The following is a 15,460-nucleotide window of genomic DNA, read 5'->3' on the forward strand; positions in this document are numbered from 1 at the left end:
CGCCCATGATGCTGCAGGGATGGCGGTGGTACGGGCCCAATGATCCAGTGTCGCTCGACGATATCCGCCAGGCCGGCGCGACCGACGTGGTGACGGCGCTGCATCAGGTGCCGATCGGCGAGGCCTGGACGCGCGCGGCGGTCGAAGAGCGCAAGAACCTGATCGAGAACTCGCAGCCCGGCCGAGCGCCGTTGACATGGTCGGTGGTGGAATCGATTCCGATCCCCGATGACGTCAAGCGGCGCGGCGGGAAGGCGACCGGCTCGATCGAGGCCTGGATCGCGAGCCTCGAGGCGGTGGCTTCTGCCGGCATCAAGACCATCTGCTACAATTTCATGCCCGTCGTGGACTGGTGCCGCACCGATCTCGAATGGGAACTGCCGAACGGCGCCAAGGCGATGCGCTTCGACCATGAACGGTTCGCGGCGTTCGATCTGCATATCCTGGAGCGCCCCGAGGCGCCGCTCGAATATTCCGAGGCCGCGCGGCGTCGCGCCGAGGAAGTGTATTCGCGGATGACGCAGGCCGATATCGACGTCCTCGTCACCAACATTGCCAGTGCGCTGCCGGGCTCCACCACCGATCCGCTGACGATCCCGCAATTCCGCGACCGCTTGCAGCAGTATCGCGGCATCGATTCCGCGGTGCTGCGCCGGCACCTCAGCGAATTCCTCGCGCGCGTGACGCCGGTCGCCGAGCAGCTTGGGGTGACGCTGACGCTGCATCCGGATGATCCGCCGCGGCCGCTGTTCGGCCTGCCGCGCATTGCATCCTCGGCCGAGGATTATCAGGCGCTGTTCGATGCGGTGCCGTCGAAGGCCAACGGTATCTGCTTCTGCACCGGCTCGCTTGGTGTGCGCGCGGAAAACGATCTGCCCGCGATGGCGAAGCGCTTTGCGCCGCGGATCGGCTTTGCCCATCTGCGCGCGACCAAGCGGGAAGGCGACGGCCTGTCGTTTTTCGAGTCCGATCATCTCGACGGCGACGTCGATATGATCGCGGTGCTCAAGGCGTTGCTCACCGAGAACCGCAAGCGTTCATCGAACGATCAGATTGTGTTCCGGCCGGATCACGGTCATCGCATGCTCGACGATCTCGCGGAAACCAAACGCACCAATCCCGGCTATACCGCGATCGGCCGGCTGCGCGGGCTCGCTGAACTGCGCGGCGCCATCCGCGCCATCGAACACGCCGGCTTGGCTGTGAACTCATAAATTCGGTTCTGCAGAAGGCTTACCCCCACGTCCGCTTCGCTCCGAAAGCGACTGAATTTGCTGCGTCGAGTTGGCGAACTCGATCGACGACGCTGTGCTCACCATCTATTAGTTAGCCGTATGGCTAACTTTCCTTGACACACGTTTGTGTCTCCGCTATAGTTAGCTTTATGGCTAACCAATCAATGCAACTCGACCACGTTTTCGGCGCCCTGTCCGACGCGACCCGTCGTGCGATCGTCATGCGACTATGTGATGGCGAGGCATCCGTCGGAGAGCTGGCGAAGCCGTTCGAAATGGCGCTGCCGAGCCTGATGAAACACATCCGCATTCTAGAGAGCAGCGGCCTCGTTGCGTCCGAGAAGACCGGTCGCGTCAGGATGTGCGCATTGCAGACGGAAGCTCTCGCAGCCGTCGAGGTTTGGTTGGCGGCCCAAAGGGAGATTTGGGAGCAACGACTGGATCGACTGGGAATGTACGTTGAGAAACTGAAGAAAGAGGAAAAGTCCAATGCCCGCAAACGCAAGTCAAAATGAAACGCCCCTGTCCACTTGGGCGCTCGATAGAGAGATCGTCCTCTCGCGCGTGATCAACGCGCCACGGGAGTTGGTGTTCTCCGCCTGGGTTGATCCGCGCCATCTCCCCCAATGGTTTGGTCCTGCCGGTTTTAGGGTCGAGACAAAGTCAATGGATATTCGCGTCAACGGCGAATGGCGGTTCGATATGATCGCTCCCGACGGCAAGCGATATACGAACCGGATGCAATTCCGGCGCATCGAGAGGCCGCACCTGATCGAGATCGATCATGGCGCCGACAAAGACAACGATCCTGGCATATTCCGCACCACCATCACGTTCGATGAGCAGAGCGACGGCAAGACCGTCATCACTTTGCGGCAATTGCATCCGACGAAGGCTCAGCGCGACGCGGGAATCGGATTCGGCGCGGTCGAGTTCGGTTATCAGACCCTCGAGAAACTGGCGCAGCACGTCGAACGCAGTAACGCTACTTAAACTGAAGCGAGCGTTTCTCGGCGCGGCTGGTTACCTGTCAGCGGTGGAATACATCGCGCCGAGGCTGCGACCGCGCAACCTGCTTCGCCGGATCGACCAGCGCTCGAGGCTGTTTTGCATCACCTCGGCAAGCGCCGGGCGCGCGTTCAACTGCTTCTCCGGCACGCATGCAATGATTGCATTTCGATCCTGGACGCCCTGCTCGTCGATAATCCACGTTGCCAGTCGGTCGCCGGCGAGCCGCGCGGCGATGCGATCGGGCACCGGGTCGATGTCGTTCGCGACCAGCACGTTCATGACGATGCGGCCGCCGGGCGTCAACCGCGCGCGGATGGCGTCGCAGGTCTCGACGTCGAATTCATCGTCAAAGCAAAAATCCGGACCTCCGACATCGATGGCGATTCCATCGTAGAGCAGATCGTCATCGAGGATGAATTTCCGGAAATCGGACACGATCAGCGGCAATCCGTCCGGCAGCCCGAAATAGCGCTGAGCGATCATGAAGCTGATCGGATTATTGTCGACGATCGTCAGCTCTTTTCCAAGACGCGCCAGCCGGGTGGCGAGATTCCCGCCGCCGCATCCCAACACCAGGATGTTCGTCGCGCGATGCAAAAGCTCGTCCATGAGCTTGACGTAGCTGAAGACGCTCTCGCCGTCGGGCGTCGCCTGACTCTGCCTGACGCCCTCCTCGAAATAGATCCGCGTTCCATCCGCGGAGCATTCGAGGATCTCGATTGCGCCGTTCCTGCCCTGATAGCGCCCCAGCAGCCGCACCTGACGTCACCACGCATTAAATAGGATGTTTGATACATCGTTTATCATGTCATGAATCGGATGCCAATCGCGCAGAGACGCCATCCGCACCTTCTTGTTGATATACTGAACCTCTAAGTTGATGCTTGAGACGGTAATTTAGATGGGATAAATATATTAGCTTCGGAACGGAGAACCGCCCCCATGATTACCGCCAATCAACTCAGGGCCGCGCGGGCGCTTCTGAGCATCGATCAGCGGCAAATGGCCGAGCTGGCCGATCTTTCGGTGCCGACCATCCAGCGCATGGAAGCCAGCGATGGCGTGATCCGCGCCAACGTCGATTCGCTGATGAAGCTGGTTTCCGCGCTCGAGAGCGCCGGGATCGAGCTGATCAATCCGGGTGCCGCAAGCGCGACAGGCGGGCGAGGGGTGCGTCTTCGCGAACATGTCACAAATCCCAAGACAACCCCCAAGACAAAGAGCAAGACCGCCCGCCAACCGAAGAGGGTGCTGGAGCGGGTTCGATAGCGTCCTCACAACGTAACCGCGCCCGCGTCCGCGCGTTCGAGCAGCGCCAGCAATCCTTGCAGCATGGCTGTGGGGGCAGGCGGGCAGCCGGGAATGTGCAGGTCGACCGGGATGACGGCGGAAACGCCGCCAACGACCGCGTAGCTGCCGGCAAAACATCCGCCGTTCCGTGCGCAATCTCCGACCGCGACGACCCATTTCGGGTTCGGCGTCGCGTGATAGGTGCGCTCCAGCGCCTCGCGCATGTTTTTCGTCACCGGTCCCGTCACCATCAGGACGTCGGCATGACGCGGCGAGGCGACAAACCGCAGGCCGAACCGCTCGATGTCGTAATAGGCGTTGTTGAGCGCGTGAATTTCCAGTTCGCATCCGTTGCAGGAGCCGGCATCGACCTCGCGGATCGACAGGCTCCGGCCGAGCCGCCGCCGCGCGGCCTGCCCGAGCGCGGTGGCGAGCTCCGCCACGGCGGCGTCATCGGGCAAAGGCGCCCGCTCGGTGAGCGGCTGGCGAAACACACTTTCGAAGAGCAGCTTGCGCATCGCGTGGCTTCCTTACAGATCGTGCCCTGAATAGGAACAGTTGAACGACTTGTTGCAGAGCGGAAAGTCGGCGACGATGTTGTTCTCGATCACGGCTTCCAGCAGCGGCCATTGAAACCAGGACGGGTCGCGCATGTGGCATCGTTCGATCAGGCCATTGCGCAGGCGCAGCCAGACCAGGACGTCGCCGCGGAATCCCTCCACGATCGCCATGCTCTCGCGCACCTCTCCGCCAAGCGGGACTTCCGTGCGTGTCGGGCCTTGGGGAAGCCGGCTCAGGATCTGGTCGATCAGCGACAGACTTTGCTCGACTTCGCGTACCCTGATCCAGACCCGCGCGTTGACGTCGCCCTCGTCGAGAACAGGCACGTCGAAACGCAGGCTGTCGTAGGGCGGATAGGCCAGCGTCCGGCGCGCGTCGAACGTGCGGCCCGAGGCGCGGCCGACATAGCCGCCGGCCGCATATTGCCGGGCCAGCGGCGGCTTGAGTGTTCCGGTATCGACGGTACGATCCTGCAGCGAAGCGGTGTTGTCATAGAGTTCGACCAGAGCCGGAAAGCGCAGCCGGATATTGTCCAGCGCGGCCCGGATGGCTTGCACGCCGTCGGCGCCGATGTCGCGGCTGACACCGCCGGGCACGATGACGTCGCGCATCAGGCGATGGCCGAAGGCCGCGCCGGCGGCGCGCAGCACGCTCTCGCGCAGCACGCCACAATGCGCGTGCATCAATGCAAAGGAGGCATCGTTGCAGATCGCGCCGATGTCGCCGAGATGGTTGGCGAGCCGCTCGAGTTCTGCCAGCAGCGCGCGCAGGAACACGGCCCGGTCAGGTATGACGAGGTCGAGGGCTGCTTCGGCCGCGCGCGAAAACGCGTAGGCGTAGGCCACGGTGCTGTCGCCCGACGTGCGGGCGGCGAGTTGAACACCGCGCGCCAGGCTGGCGCCGGTCATCAGCCCGTCGATGCCCTTGTGGACATATCCGAGCCGTTGCTCCAGCCGGACCACGGTTTCGCCGCTCGCGGTAAAGCGGAAATGTCCGGGCTCGATGATGCCCGCATGCACCGGGCCGACCGCGATCTGGTGCAGGCCGTCGCCTTCTGCGGCGAGGAAACGGTAAGGCGCCGCCTTCGGCAACGCGTCGATGCGATCGCCCAATGGAAAGCGCACGCCCCAGCGATTGTGATCGAGCCAGGGTCGCGCATCGGGCGAGCCTTCGGCGGACAATCCGAACAGATCGTTGATGGCGCGCTCCAGCCGCCGTGCTGGCGGGTGATGTCTGCCGACGGAAGGAAAGGACCGGTTGGGGCAATCCAGGCTGACAACCGCGATCTCCGCGGTCTGTCCGTCCATGATCGCCATGTGAACCGTTGCGGGTTCGCCCCACAGGCCGAGCAGGCTCCAGCGACCATGCGCCAGTTCGGCCGCGGCGAATGTCCAGACGGAAGCATCGACTACAACGCGCGGCCACGGGCGGCGTTGCCCAACCTTGCGGCCTTCCAGCGTCAAATCGATCAGTGATGGCATGTCACGTCGTTCCTATCCGAGCAATTGGGCCACATGCTGAAACCAGACCACCAGCGGAGCGGGAAGATAGACTCCCGCGCCCAAGACCAGTGCGAGATGAGCGAACATCGGAATGTAGGAAGCCTCAGCCGACGCCGTGCTGCCGCGCGGCTCGCCGAAGGCGACGCTGGTCAGGCGCAACATCAAGGCGCCGAAGGCCAGCAACAGCCCGAATACCAGCACGATCGCGAGCAGCGGCTGCCTCGCAAAGGTCGAACTCACGACGAGAAATTCGCTCATGAAGATGCCGAGCGGCGGCAGGCCTGCGATCGCGACGACGCCCACCATCAGCCCCCAGCCGAGCGCCGGATGGGTCACCGTCAAGCCGCGGATCCGCGAGATCCGTTGGGTACCCTTGATTTGCGAAATATGTCCGACGGCGTAGAAGATCGCCGACTTGGTCAGGCTATGCATCACCATGTGCAGCAGCCCGGCAAAATTGGCGAGCGGACCGCCCATGCCGAACGCAAACACGATGATGCCCATGTGTTCGATCGAGGAATAGGCGAACAGGCGTTTGATGTCGCGCCGCCGGTACAACATGAAGGCGGCGAAGATCAGCGAGACCAGGCCCATCGTCACCATCAGGGGACCGGGGGCGATCGAAGCGGGGTTGGCCGCGAGCAATATCTTGAAGCGCAGCAGCGCATAGAGCGCGACGTTCAGCAAGAGGCCCGACAACACCGCCGATATCGGCGTCGGACCTTCGGCATGCGCGTCGGGCAACCAGGCATGCAGCGGCGCGAGGCCAACCTTGGTGCCGTAACCGAGAAACAGGAATACGAACGCGACGTTGAGCAGGGCCGCGTCGAAATTCGCCGCGCGCTCGACCAGCATCGTCCAGACCATGCCGTCCTGGCCTTCGCCCATCACCGGACGCGCCGCCATGTAGACCAGGATGGTGCCGAACAAGGCGAGCGCAATTCCGACGCTGCCCAGGATGAAATATTTCCAGGCCGCTTCCAGCGCGGCGTGGGTACGATAGATTCCGACCATCAGCACCGTCGTCAGCGTCGCGAGTTCGACGGCAACCCACATCAAACCGATATTGTTCGATACGAAAGCGAGATTCATACCGAACATCATGGTCTGGTACATGGCATGATAGAACCGCAGATACACCGGTGTCAGCCGGCCGGTATCTAGTTCGTGCGCGATATAGCTCGCGCTGAAGATGCTGGTGGTGAATCCCACGAAGGTATTGAGCACGATGAAGACGATGTTCAGATCGTCGATCAGCACGTACGGCCCGGGGGTAGGCCGCGCGATCACGAACAGCGAGAGCGCAGACAGGAACGTCGCGAGGCTCGCCACGACGTTCAGCCGCGCCGTCACACGGTAGCCGGGCAGGGCGGCCAGCAGCGCGGCCGAGCAGATCGGGATCAGCAGGACCGCGGTGACGGGATTGAAGAAAGAGAGGGTCATCGGCGTTCGCCCCGAAAGTCGTCGAGGGCGGAGACGTCCACCGAATCGAAACGCTCGCGGATTCGGAACAGGAAGATGCCGATGACGATGAACGCGATCAGGATCGAGAAGGCGACGCTGATCTCGACCACCAGCGGCATGCCCTTGGCGCCGGTTGCGGCCAGCACCAGTCCGTTTTCGAGCGACATGAAGCCGACGACCTGGCTGACCGCATTGCGGCGCGTCACCATGACCAGAAGTCCGAGCAGAACCACTGACAGCGCAAAGGCAAGATCTTCGCGCGCCAGCGGGTCGGCGTCGCTCGTCACCCGCAACATGAGAACCAGCGAGAGCGCGACCAGCCCCATCCCGGCCAGCATGGTCGGGCCGATTCCGACGGCGGATTCGATATCGCGGTGAATCCCGAGCTGCTTGACGATGCGGTGCAGGGCCACCGGAATGATGATCGCCTTGAACACCAGGGCGATGACCGCGGTGACGTAGAGATGGGGCGCATCCTGGATGAAAGCCTGCCAGGCGACCGAGAGCGACAGCACCAGGGCGTGGAGCGCGAATACGTTGAGCAGCGAATAGAGACGGTCCTGATACAGCATCATCAGGCTGATCAGCACCAGGCCACCGGCCAGCGTGTGCGAAACGTCGAAGGCGAGGCTATGCATCTGCATCAGAAACTCCTCGAGACGAACAGCAGGAGGGTGCCGAGCAAGCCCAGCATGAGCGCCGCGCCGAGGAACTGCGGAACGCGAAACACCCGCATCTTCGCCGTAGCGGTCTCGAACAGCGCGAGCAGGAAGCCGGCAAGCGCGAGCTTGGCGATGTAGGCGCCGGCGCCGATCGTGTAGGACAACGCGCCGCTGCCGTAGAGCGCGATCTGCCAGGGGAGGAACACGCAGGCGATCAGCGAGACGTAGAGCAGCAGCTTCAGGAAAGCGCCGAGTTCGATCATCGCGAGGTGCCGTCCCGAATATTCCAGGATCATCGCCTCATGCACCATGGTGAGTTCGAGGTGCGTCGCCGGATTGTCGACCGGGATGCGTGCGTTCTCTGCGATCGCCACCATGAACAGCGCGACCAGCGCCATTCCGAGCGACACCCGCAACCCCACATAGGACGACGCCAGGAAGTGCGAGACGGTCGAGAGTTGCGTCGAGCCGGCGACCAGCGCCAGACAGAATACGATTAGCAGCATTGCGGGCTCGGCAAGCGCTGCGATCATCACCTCGCGGCTGGAGCCGATGCCGCCGAAACTGGTGCCGACGTCCATCCCCGCGAGCGCGAGGAAAAAGCGCGCGCTTCCGAGCAATGCAACGATAGCAATGAGATCGGCGGTCCAGTTGAACAGCAGCCCGGTCGCGAAGGTCGGCACCAGGGCGGCGGCGACCCAGATCGCCGCGAAGGTGATGTAGGGTGTGACGCGGAACAGCCATGATGCGTTGTCGGCCAGCACCACTTCCTTGCGCAGGAGCCGCAGCAGGTCGCGATAGGGCTGAAAGACCGAGGCGCCCTGGCGTCGTACCAGCCGCGCCTTGATCTTGCGCACGTAACCGGTCAGCAGCGGGGCGAGCAGCAGCACCAGCAGCATCTGCACGCCTTGCACGATGATGTCGGAGATCACGACCATATCGCGAGCACCAGCAGCAGCGTGACGAGGGTGGCAAAGACCAGGCTGAGATATCGCCGGATGGTCAGGAACTGCAGGCGATTGAGCCGTGTCGACAAGAAGCCGAGGGCATCCGCGATCGGCGCATATATTCCGCTCCAGACCAAGTCGTGCAATTCGATCCGGAGCCGCGCCGGCCGAAGGTCTCCCGGCGGCGGCATCGTGACGTGATCGCGGGCGTGGAACACTAGCGTGCCGAACACGCGGCGGATCGGTTGCGCAAAGCTGACGGCTGAATATTGCGCGGCAGGCGTGGCGTCGGAGAAACCGCATCCCCAGGCTGGCCCCCGGCGCAGCGCGTGCGAAGCGAAGCGATGAATGAAATAGACGGCAAGCGACGCGGCTGCCGTGATGAACATCATCACCAGCAATCCATTGTAGGAGCTGCGGCTCTCCGCGATCGGCACGATCGAAAGCCAGGCCTGACCCGTCTGGGCCGGCATGCGGCTGCCGAGAATCTGGGTGGCGACCGGCGCTAGCGCGTCGATCGCCAGTCCCGGCAGGATTCCGGCCAGCAGGCAGAGCGCTGCGAGAATGAACATGGCCGCGAGCGAGAAGCGGTCGACTTCACCAGCGGTTTCCGCCGCCACGCCGCGCGGTCGCCCGAGAAACGTTACGCCGTAGGTCTTGACGAAACAGGCCGCGGCCAGTGCGGCGGCGAGCGCAAGCATCGCGCCGACCGCGGGCACCATGATCTTCAGCGCCCATTGTGGGAGCTCCGGACTTTGCAGCACGGCCTGGAAGATCAGCCACTCCGAAACGAAGCCGTTGAACGGCGGCAGCGCCGAGATCGCGACGCAGCCGACGAGGACGACGAAGCTCGTGAACGGCATGCGGTGGATGAGGCCGCCGAGCTTGTCCATGTCGCGCTCGCCCGTCGCCGTGAGGACGGCGCCGGCTCCGAAGAACAGCAGGCTCTTGAAGAAGGAGTGGTTGAGGGCGTGAAACAAGGCGGCCGTGAAGGCGAGCGCGGCCGCCGCCTTCAGTCCATTCGCCTGGAATGCCATGGCGAGGCCGAGGCTGACGAATACGATGCCGATATTTTCGATGGTGGAGTAGGCCAGCAGGCGCTTCAGGTCCTTCTCCATCATGGCGTAAAGGATGCCCATGACGGCGGTGATGCTGCCGAGGAACAACACGACTACGCTGGCCAGCCAGTTCGGCTGTCCCAGCAGATCGAACATGACGCGAATGAAGCCGTAGATCGCGACCTTGGTCATGACGCCGCTCATCAGCGCGGAAACGTGGCTCGGCGCGGCCGGATGGGCGAGCGGCAGCCAGACATGCAACGGCACCAGGCCGGCCTTCGAGCCGGCGCCGAGCAGCATCAGGATCAGCACCAGCGTCGCCGCGTATGGCGTGTGCTGCGCGGCGCGAATGGCGGCAAAGCCGTAATCTCCCGCCGGACCCGCCAGCAGGCCGAACGCGAGCAGCAAGGCGAGCGTGCCGAAGCTTGCCATCACCAGATAGACATAGCCGGCCTTGGCGTTGCCCCGTTCGCGATGGTGGGCCATGACCAGCGCCCACGACGCCAGCGACATGAATTCCCAGCACAGCAGATAGGAGAAGGCATCGTCCGCCAGCACCACGAGGTTCATGCCGGCGAGAAAGGCGGGGAAGAACGGCAGCACGCGATGCGGCGCGGGGTCATGATGGCCGTAGCCGAGGCCATAGAGACTTGCCGACGCCCCACCCAAATTGATGACGACGAGAAAGAACGAGGCCAGTGCGTCGAGACGGAAATGGGCACCGAGCCACGGCAATCCGACCGGCAGGGTGAGCGCGGTGGCATCGGCGCCGCCAAGCAGGCTGCGCAACGCGCCGGCCCATGCAATCGCCGATACGGCAAGCGTCGCGCCGTAGATGACGGCTGTGGAGATCTTCGACCGGCCCAGAACGATCGCCAGCACAGCCAAGCCGAGCAATCCGGCGACACAGACCATTTGCAGGGCGACGGCCGACATTATTTGCGCGTCCTCGCTCCGCCCGATGTCTTGTCTTCCGCGCGATCTTCGGAACGGGCCTTGAGCCGCACGCCGCGCCCGCCGCCGTCGCTGTTTGCCCCGTCGTCGATCAATTCGATGCCGGCATTCTCGAGCGCGGTGATCAGTTTCACCAGCGAATCGACATTGCCCCGAACCATGGTCTCACTCGCTTCCATGCGTTGGATGGTCGGCACCGAAAGCCCCGATAGTTTTGCGAGCCGCCGCTGATCGATGCCGAGAAGCACTCTGGCAGCCCGCAATTGAGCTGCAGTGATCATCAGTCTGTCTCGCCGGCGAGGCTCGGGCCGATTTTTGACGTCATTCCTGCATCCTAAGTATTGATGTTAATGTGTCAATAAGTGATATCTCAGATATCTATTCTGAGGGGTGCTTTCCAGGGTTTCCGGGCGTCGCATGGGCGCCAAAGGGCGCCGCGCCGTGGCGCTCGTCAGCATCGGCGTTACAGTTCGAATTTGCGCGCTGCAGGCCACGTCCAATTTTTTGACGGTAGCCACTGATGAACCGCGCCGGGATCATTGCGGGACTACGCGGCGGGCTGGCAAACGAGTGCAGCGATGCAGCCGATTTGATCGGGCACTTGCATCGTACGAATCAGCTGTTGCCTTGAGGTTTGGCCGGGTTTTGTCGTCCTTGCCCGTCGTGGCCCGAACAAGGCGGCGAGCACAATACCGACACCGTCAAGACGACTGCGCTTGGCGGCGTCGGCACATTGCAGCCGGTCCGAGACGGCTGCAGCCGAAGCGGTTCGCTCCAGAACCTCAATATTCGAAAGCGACGCCCGCAGCTTCGAGCTTCACAGATCGATGCTGACTGCGATGTTACGGCCTGTCAATTCGGCAAAGGTGGTCGTGTGCGCCAACAGCTTCGCGAATGCTTCGTCCTTTGCCAGTGCTTCCTGTACCTTTCCGTACACTTCCCAGCTGGAATAGCGCGTAGAGATGAGAAACTCCCCGGCCCACATACCGGTGTGAAACCGGGAAAGCCGAAGAAATTCAGCGCCGTGCTTTTCGAAGATTGCCTTCGCCTGCTTGGCGGTCTTGACCATTTCCTCAGGCTTGTCGCTCTTGAAGCGCGTAAATTGTACAATAGCCATGACCTAATCCCTCCGCTGAGGCCCCTTAGGTTAAGTCTGGGGGTGGCCGCCGAGGTTCACAGGGATCCGATCAGGGCCGTCGGTGCGCCAGGAATGGCAGCCGCCGATGAAGAATGGGCGCTCGCCGGAGTTCTGCTGGTTCTCCAGCGTATCGCGGCCGTCCGGATTCCTGCCGTAGGACATGGTCTGGTACAGCGTGGTCACGGCGGGGCCGAGCAATTCCATCAGATGCGTGCAGGTTTCCAGCCGGCCGATCTTGCGCCTCACGGTTTTGCGCCAGCCAGGGCCGATGCGCTCGCCGATCAGGTGCTGCAGGATCGGCTCGACCTCTGTGCAGGTGGGATAGGGCGTCGCGCGCATCATCGCTTGCGCCTCGCGGATGGTCATGCCGTCGTCGATGGCGAGCCGCAGGCCGATATCGTGCACGAGAGCGCCCGGCTTCAGTTCGCCGCGGAAGCGATCGGCGCGCTGGGTGAAGGGTTTTGTGTCGCGCAGCCACGCCTCGACTTCCCAGAGCCCGTCGTCGCGCAGAAAGCCTTCGCATTCGACCGAGCGCGTATGCATCAGGCGGCGCTTTTTATTGCCATTTTCCAGGGGCATCAGTTCGTATCCTGCATCGATGCGTCACTTCAGCCGAATTTGACAATCATCTTCCCGAGCGCCGATCGCGACTGCATGGTTTTGAATGCGTCGCGGAAATTCTCGAACGGCACGACCTTGCCGACCACGGGCTGCAATTTGCCCGATGCCAGCCAGTCGAACAATTGCGCCATCAGGCGGGCGTGAGTCTCCGGCTCGCGCTTTTGGATCTGGGCGAGATCGACGCCGAGCAGCGCTCCGCCCTTGAGCAGCGGCAGGTTGAACGCCAGCGCCGGAATCGTGCCCGAGGCGAACCCGACGACCAGATGCCGTCCGCGCCAGGCGATCGAGCGAAACGCCTGCAGCGCCACTTCGCTGCCGACGGGGTCGAAAATCACGTCCGGCCCGTGGCCACCGGTCAGCTCCTTGAGCGTGTCCCGCCAATCCGCCCTGGTGTAGTCGATGGTCTGACCGGCGCCGAACTGCACCGCGAAGGCGCGCTTCTCCGCCGTCGAGGCGGCTGCGATCACCCGCGCGCCCATCAGCTTGCCGGGTTGAACGGCGGCGATGCCGACGCCGCCGGCCGCGCCCAGCACCAGCAATATCTCGCCGTCGCGCAGCGATGCACGGGCATCCAGCGCGTAAAGCCCGGTCAGATAGTTGGCCTGAAACGATGCCCCTGCCTCGAAGGGAACCTGCGGCGGCAGGTGCTTGAGCGCCGCAGATGGCACAGAGATATATTCGGCCAGCGCGCCGGAACGGGTCATGCCGATCACCGGCATATCCGGTTTGAACGCGGTGACGTCATCGGCAACGGCGTCGACGATGCCGGCAAACTCTGTGCTCGGCACGAACGGCAGCGGGTCCTTGGTCTGGTAAAGTCCTTGCACCTTCAATCCATCGACGAAGCCGACCGCCGCGGCGCCGATCTTGACGCGGACGCAGCCTTTGGAAACGCCGGGCGTATCAATCTCCTTGATCGAGGTGCCGTCGATCGAATTGTAGCTGTCGACAACCACGGCCTTCATGCAATTTCTTTCATGCGTTTTCTTCTTGGGCTCCAATGCATTACGCCGGCATCTTGAGGTGTCCGCAATTCTTCGGGTGAAGTTCTATTCGGCCGCTTCAGCCTGCTGGTCGATCGCAAGCGCGCCTTGCTTGATGAGTGGAATCAAGTCGCGGCCGATCGCTATCGTGTCGTGCGGGTTCTCAAAGCCGCGCAGCAGGAAGGAGTGAATGCCGAGCCGGTAATATTCCAGCACCGCTGCCGCGATCTGCTCGGGCGTTCCGACCAGGCATGAGGTATTGCCGGGTGCGCCGGTGGCGCGCGCGATCCCCATCCACAGCCGCTCGTCATGCACGTCGCCGCGCGCGGCGTAGCCGAGCAGGCGTTCGGCGGAATGGTTGGTCGGCTGCGGCGCGGCGCCGGTCTTGCGCTCGACATCCGCCAGCAGGGCGTTGGCCTTGTCCCACGCCGCGCCTTCGGCTTCCGCCATGATCGGCCGCAGCGACATGTTGAAGCCGACGCTGCGCCCGAAGGCGGCGGCGCGCCTCCGGAAATCCTGCACCCGCTCCCGCGTCTCCTTGAGCGGCTCGCCGAAGATCGCGAACACGTCGCAATGCCGCGCGCCCATCTCCAGCGCGCCTTCCGATGAACCGCCGAAGAACAGCTGGGGGCAGGGCTGCTGAAACGGCTTGATGTCGGAATAGCCGCCCTCGACCCGGTAGAACTCGCCGTGGTGGTCGATCGGGCTGTCGCTGCTCCAGAGCTTCCGCATCACGTCCAGATACTCGCCGGCGCGGCGGTAACGGTCATTCTTGGGCAGGAAGTCGCCCTCGCTGGCCTGGTCCGCGTCGCTGGTGCCGGCGATGATATGCAGCGCCATCCGCCCTTGCGTGAGCTGGTCGAAGGTCGCGACCTGCCGCGCCGCCAGCGCCGGCGCCACCGAGCCCGGGCGGTGCGCGATCAGGAACTTGATCCGCTCGGTGTGGTCGGCGGCATAAAGCGCAATCGCAAAACCTTCGGCGGCGGACGCGTAATATCCAACGAGAACAGAATCATAGTTCCACTGCTCGTGCAGACGGGTGAAGTCGATCACCCACTCCCGCGATATCTGTCCCTTGATCAGGTGAACCGCGACGCCTTCCTGCTGGGTGCCGATCATTCCGATGATTCTTGCGGGCATGGGTGTTTCCTGAGGTCGCTTGATGTTTGACTGGAATGAAACGCACAACATCAAGGGAAAGCAAGCGTTTAGGGCCGTTCCGTTACGCGTCGTGCTCACGGCTGGCATCCGCTGCCGCCATCGCTTCGCTATGCCGGCGTGACAGGGCCGAGGTAATATTGCGCTCGGTCAGGTCCATCAGGCGATGCATCGCGCGCCGCGCGCCATCGGGATTGCGCGCCCATATCTCGTCGAGGATGGCGCGGTGATAGGGCAGGCTCTTGCGCGGCGCCCCCGGGTTCAGCGTCGAGAGGTCGAACGACATCCGAAGCGCCGCCTCTACCGTCGCGCCGAAGGCAACCAGAAAATCATTTCCGGTCGCCATCAGGATGCCGCGGTGGAAGCGCAGATCAGGTTCGGAATAGGCGCGGCTGTCCATGCCGGCAGCGTCCATCTCGCGATAGGCCCGTTCGATGCGCGCGAGATCGGCATCCGAGCCGCGCTCGGCGCAGATCGCGCAGGCCTCCGGCTCGACGATGCGCCGCACCTGCGTGAGCTGCCGGGCGAATTCTTCGGTGGGGCGCAGCGCCCATGTCCACTCCAGAAGCTCCGCATCCAGCATGTTCCAGTTGATCCGCTCGCGGACATGCGTGCCGGCCTTCTGCCGTGCCGCGATCAAGCCTTTCGCCTTGAGGACGGACAGCGATTCCCGGATCGAGGTGCGGCTGACGCCAAATTGCGAGGCCAGCTCGATCTCGCGCGGCAGCGTCCAGCCCTCGTGCCATACGCCGGAAACGATGAGTTTTGCGATTTCGCGCGCGACGTGGGTGTTGGACTGGCGGAGTTCGGCGTCCCTGGGCAAATCGTGACCCTCAAGCCTTGAAATAATATTGTCTGCTTTATTGCGATGCGATG

At 63.1% G+C, this 15,460-nt stretch carries 17 protein-coding genes; 4 read left to right on the forward strand and 13 right to left on the reverse strand.

All coding sequences use genetic code 11. From position 1 onward, the window contains the following. The first annotated feature begins 8 nt into the window (after window positions 1-8). The 3 genes from uxuA (at window position 9) to V1286_RS07480 (ending at window position 2,228) form a co-directional block, all read left to right on the forward strand. Window positions 9-1,214, forward strand: coding sequence for a mannonate dehydratase (uxuA, locus tag V1286_RS07470; protein WP_334489561.1), 1,206 nt, complete (start codon window positions 9-11; stop codon window positions 1,212-1,214). Between the two features lie 185 nt (window positions 1,215-1,399). Next, window positions 1,400-1,750 (forward strand): ArsR/SmtB family transcription factor, encoded by a 351-nt coding sequence (locus V1286_RS07475; protein WP_417021115.1) that lies wholly within the window; start codon window positions 1,400-1,402, stop codon window positions 1,748-1,750. Further along, window positions 1,725-2,228, forward strand: coding sequence for an SRPBCC family protein (locus tag V1286_RS07480; RefSeq protein WP_057854007.1), 504 nt, complete (start codon window positions 1,725-1,727; stop codon window positions 2,226-2,228). The genes V1286_RS07475 and V1286_RS07480 overlap by 26 nt, the downstream gene beginning before the upstream one ends. 30 nt (window positions 2,229-2,258) lie before the next feature. On the opposite strand, the gene V1286_RS07485 is transcribed toward V1286_RS07480, so the two are convergent. Beyond that, entirely contained in the window at window positions 2,259-3,005 is a 747-nt protein-coding gene (locus V1286_RS07485; protein ID WP_334478609.1) for a class I SAM-dependent methyltransferase, read from the reverse strand. A 183-nt stretch (window positions 3,006-3,188) separates the two neighbouring features. Between V1286_RS07485 and V1286_RS07490 the strand changes: the two genes are divergently transcribed. Next, complete coding sequence (locus V1286_RS07490; RefSeq protein WP_334478611.1) at window positions 3,189-3,515, forward strand: helix-turn-helix transcriptional regulator; 327 nt, start codon at window positions 3,189-3,191, stop codon at window positions 3,513-3,515. 5 nt (window positions 3,516-3,520) lie between these two features. On the opposite strand, the gene V1286_RS07495 is transcribed toward V1286_RS07490, so the two are convergent. From V1286_RS07495 to V1286_RS07550, 12 genes are all read right to left on the reverse strand, one after another. Continuing rightward, entirely contained in the window at window positions 3,521-4,054 is a 534-nt protein-coding gene (locus V1286_RS07495; protein ID WP_334478613.1) for an NADH-quinone oxidoreductase subunit B family protein, read from the reverse strand. 12 nt (window positions 4,055-4,066) lie between these two features. Further along, a complete protein-coding gene (locus V1286_RS07500) occupies window positions 4,067-5,578 on the reverse strand; it encodes a hydrogenase large subunit (RefSeq protein ID WP_334478614.1) in 1,512 nt (503 codons plus the stop codon). Between the two features lie 12 nt (window positions 5,579-5,590). After that, window positions 5,591-7,042 (reverse strand): hydrogenase 4 subunit F, encoded by a 1,452-nt coding sequence (locus V1286_RS07505; protein WP_334478616.1) that lies wholly within the window; start codon window positions 7,040-7,042, stop codon window positions 5,591-5,593. Then, window positions 7,039-7,701, reverse strand: a complete 663-nt coding sequence (locus tag V1286_RS07510; RefSeq protein ID WP_334489563.1) for a hydrogenase-4 component E — start codon at window positions 7,699-7,701, stop codon at window positions 7,039-7,041. The genes V1286_RS07505 and V1286_RS07510 overlap by 4 nt, the downstream gene beginning before the upstream one ends. 5 nt (window positions 7,702-7,706) lie before the next feature. Beyond that, a complete protein-coding gene (locus V1286_RS07515; protein WP_334478617.1) occupies window positions 7,707-8,663 on the reverse strand; it encodes a respiratory chain complex I subunit 1 family protein in 957 nt (318 codons plus the stop codon). Then, window positions 8,654-10,666: a hydrogenase 4 subunit B gene (gene hyfB, locus V1286_RS07520; protein WP_334478618.1), complete on the reverse strand. Its 2,013-nt coding sequence runs from the start codon at window positions 10,664-10,666 to the stop codon at window positions 8,654-8,656. Before hyfB ends, V1286_RS07515 begins: the two co-directional genes overlap by 10 nt. After that, window positions 10,666-10,965 carry a helix-turn-helix domain-containing protein gene (locus V1286_RS07525; RefSeq protein WP_334478620.1) on the reverse strand — a complete coding sequence of 100 codons (300 nt, stop codon included), beginning with the start codon at window positions 10,963-10,965 and terminating at the stop codon, window positions 10,666-10,668. The genes hyfB and V1286_RS07525 overlap by 1 nt, the downstream gene beginning before the upstream one ends. A 536-nt stretch (window positions 10,966-11,501) precedes the next feature. Further along, on the reverse strand, window positions 11,502-11,801 hold the full coding sequence (locus tag V1286_RS07530; protein WP_334478621.1) for a hypothetical protein: 300 nt from the start codon (window positions 11,799-11,801) through the stop codon (window positions 11,502-11,504). A gap of 30 nt (window positions 11,802-11,831) precedes the next feature. Beyond that, window positions 11,832-12,401 (reverse strand): DUF2889 domain-containing protein, encoded by a 570-nt coding sequence (locus tag V1286_RS07535; RefSeq protein WP_334478622.1) that lies wholly within the window; start codon window positions 12,399-12,401, stop codon window positions 11,832-11,834. A gap of 29 nt (window positions 12,402-12,430) precedes the next feature. Further along, window positions 12,431-13,408 (reverse strand): NADPH:quinone oxidoreductase family protein, encoded by a 978-nt coding sequence (locus V1286_RS07540; protein WP_334478623.1) that lies wholly within the window; start codon window positions 13,406-13,408, stop codon window positions 12,431-12,433. A gap of 84 nt (window positions 13,409-13,492) precedes the next feature. Beyond that, window positions 13,493-14,566, reverse strand: coding sequence for an LLM class flavin-dependent oxidoreductase (locus V1286_RS07545; protein ID WP_334478624.1), 1,074 nt, complete (start codon window positions 14,564-14,566; stop codon window positions 13,493-13,495). A gap of 82 nt (window positions 14,567-14,648) precedes the next feature. Continuing rightward, a complete protein-coding gene (locus V1286_RS07550) occupies window positions 14,649-15,407 on the reverse strand; it encodes a FadR/GntR family transcriptional regulator (protein ID WP_334478626.1) in 759 nt (252 codons plus the stop codon). Window positions 15,408-15,460: the final 53 nt, after the last annotated feature.

Origin of the sequence: Bradyrhizobium algeriense, assembly GCF_036924595.1 — a bacterium.
Taxonomy (GTDB): Bacteria; Pseudomonadota; Alphaproteobacteria; order Rhizobiales; family Xanthobacteraceae; genus Bradyrhizobium; species Bradyrhizobium algeriense.

Bases quoted from the DNA above. Each gene is read 5' to 3' on its own strand.
- V1286_RS07505 (WP_334478616.1), bottom strand. From the start codon at position 7,042: ATGACCCTCTCTTTCTTCAATCCCGTCACCGCGGTCCTGCTGATCCCG.
- V1286_RS07540 (WP_334478623.1), bottom strand. From the start codon at position 13,408: ATGAAGGCCGTGGTTGTCGACAGCTACAATTCGATCGACGGCACCTCG.
- V1286_RS07530 (WP_334478621.1), bottom strand. From the start codon at position 11,801: ATGGCTATTGTACAATTTACGCGCTTCAAGAGCGACAAGCCTGAGGAA.
- V1286_RS07475 (WP_417021115.1), top strand. From the start codon at position 1,400: ATGCAACTCGACCACGTTTTCGGCGCCCTGTCCGACGCGACCCGTCGT.
- V1286_RS07490 (WP_334478611.1), top strand. From the start codon at position 3,189: ATGATTACCGCCAATCAACTCAGGGCCGCGCGGGCGCTTCTGAGCATC.
- V1286_RS07500 (WP_334478614.1), bottom strand. From the start codon at position 5,578: ATGCCATCACTGATCGATTTGACGCTGGAAGGCCGCAAGGTTGGGCAA.
- V1286_RS07535 (WP_334478622.1), bottom strand. From the start codon at position 12,401: ATGCCCCTGGAAAATGGCAATAAAAAGCGCCGCCTGATGCATACGCGC.
- V1286_RS07525 (WP_334478620.1), bottom strand. From the start codon at position 10,965: ATGATCACTGCAGCTCAATTGCGGGCTGCCAGAGTGCTTCTCGGCATC.
- V1286_RS07515 (WP_334478617.1), bottom strand. From the start codon at position 8,663: ATGGTCGTGATCTCCGACATCATCGTGCAAGGCGTGCAGATGCTGCTG.
- V1286_RS07495 (WP_334478613.1), bottom strand. From the start codon at position 4,054: ATGCGCAAGCTGCTCTTCGAAAGTGTGTTTCGCCAGCCGCTCACCGAG.
- V1286_RS07480 (WP_057854007.1), top strand. From the start codon at position 1,725: ATGCCCGCAAACGCAAGTCAAAATGAAACGCCCCTGTCCACTTGGGCG.
- V1286_RS07510 (WP_334489563.1), bottom strand. From the start codon at position 7,701: ATGCATAGCCTCGCCTTCGACGTTTCGCACACGCTGGCCGGTGGCCTG.
- V1286_RS07545 (WP_334478624.1), bottom strand. From the start codon at position 14,566: ATGCCCGCAAGAATCATCGGAATGATCGGCACCCAGCAGGAAGGCGTC.
- uxuA (WP_334489561.1), top strand. From the start codon at position 9: ATGCTGCAGGGATGGCGGTGGTACGGGCCCAATGATCCAGTGTCGCTC.
- hyfB (WP_334478618.1), bottom strand. From the start codon at position 10,666: ATGTCGGCCGTCGCCCTGCAAATGGTCTGTGTCGCCGGATTGCTCGGC.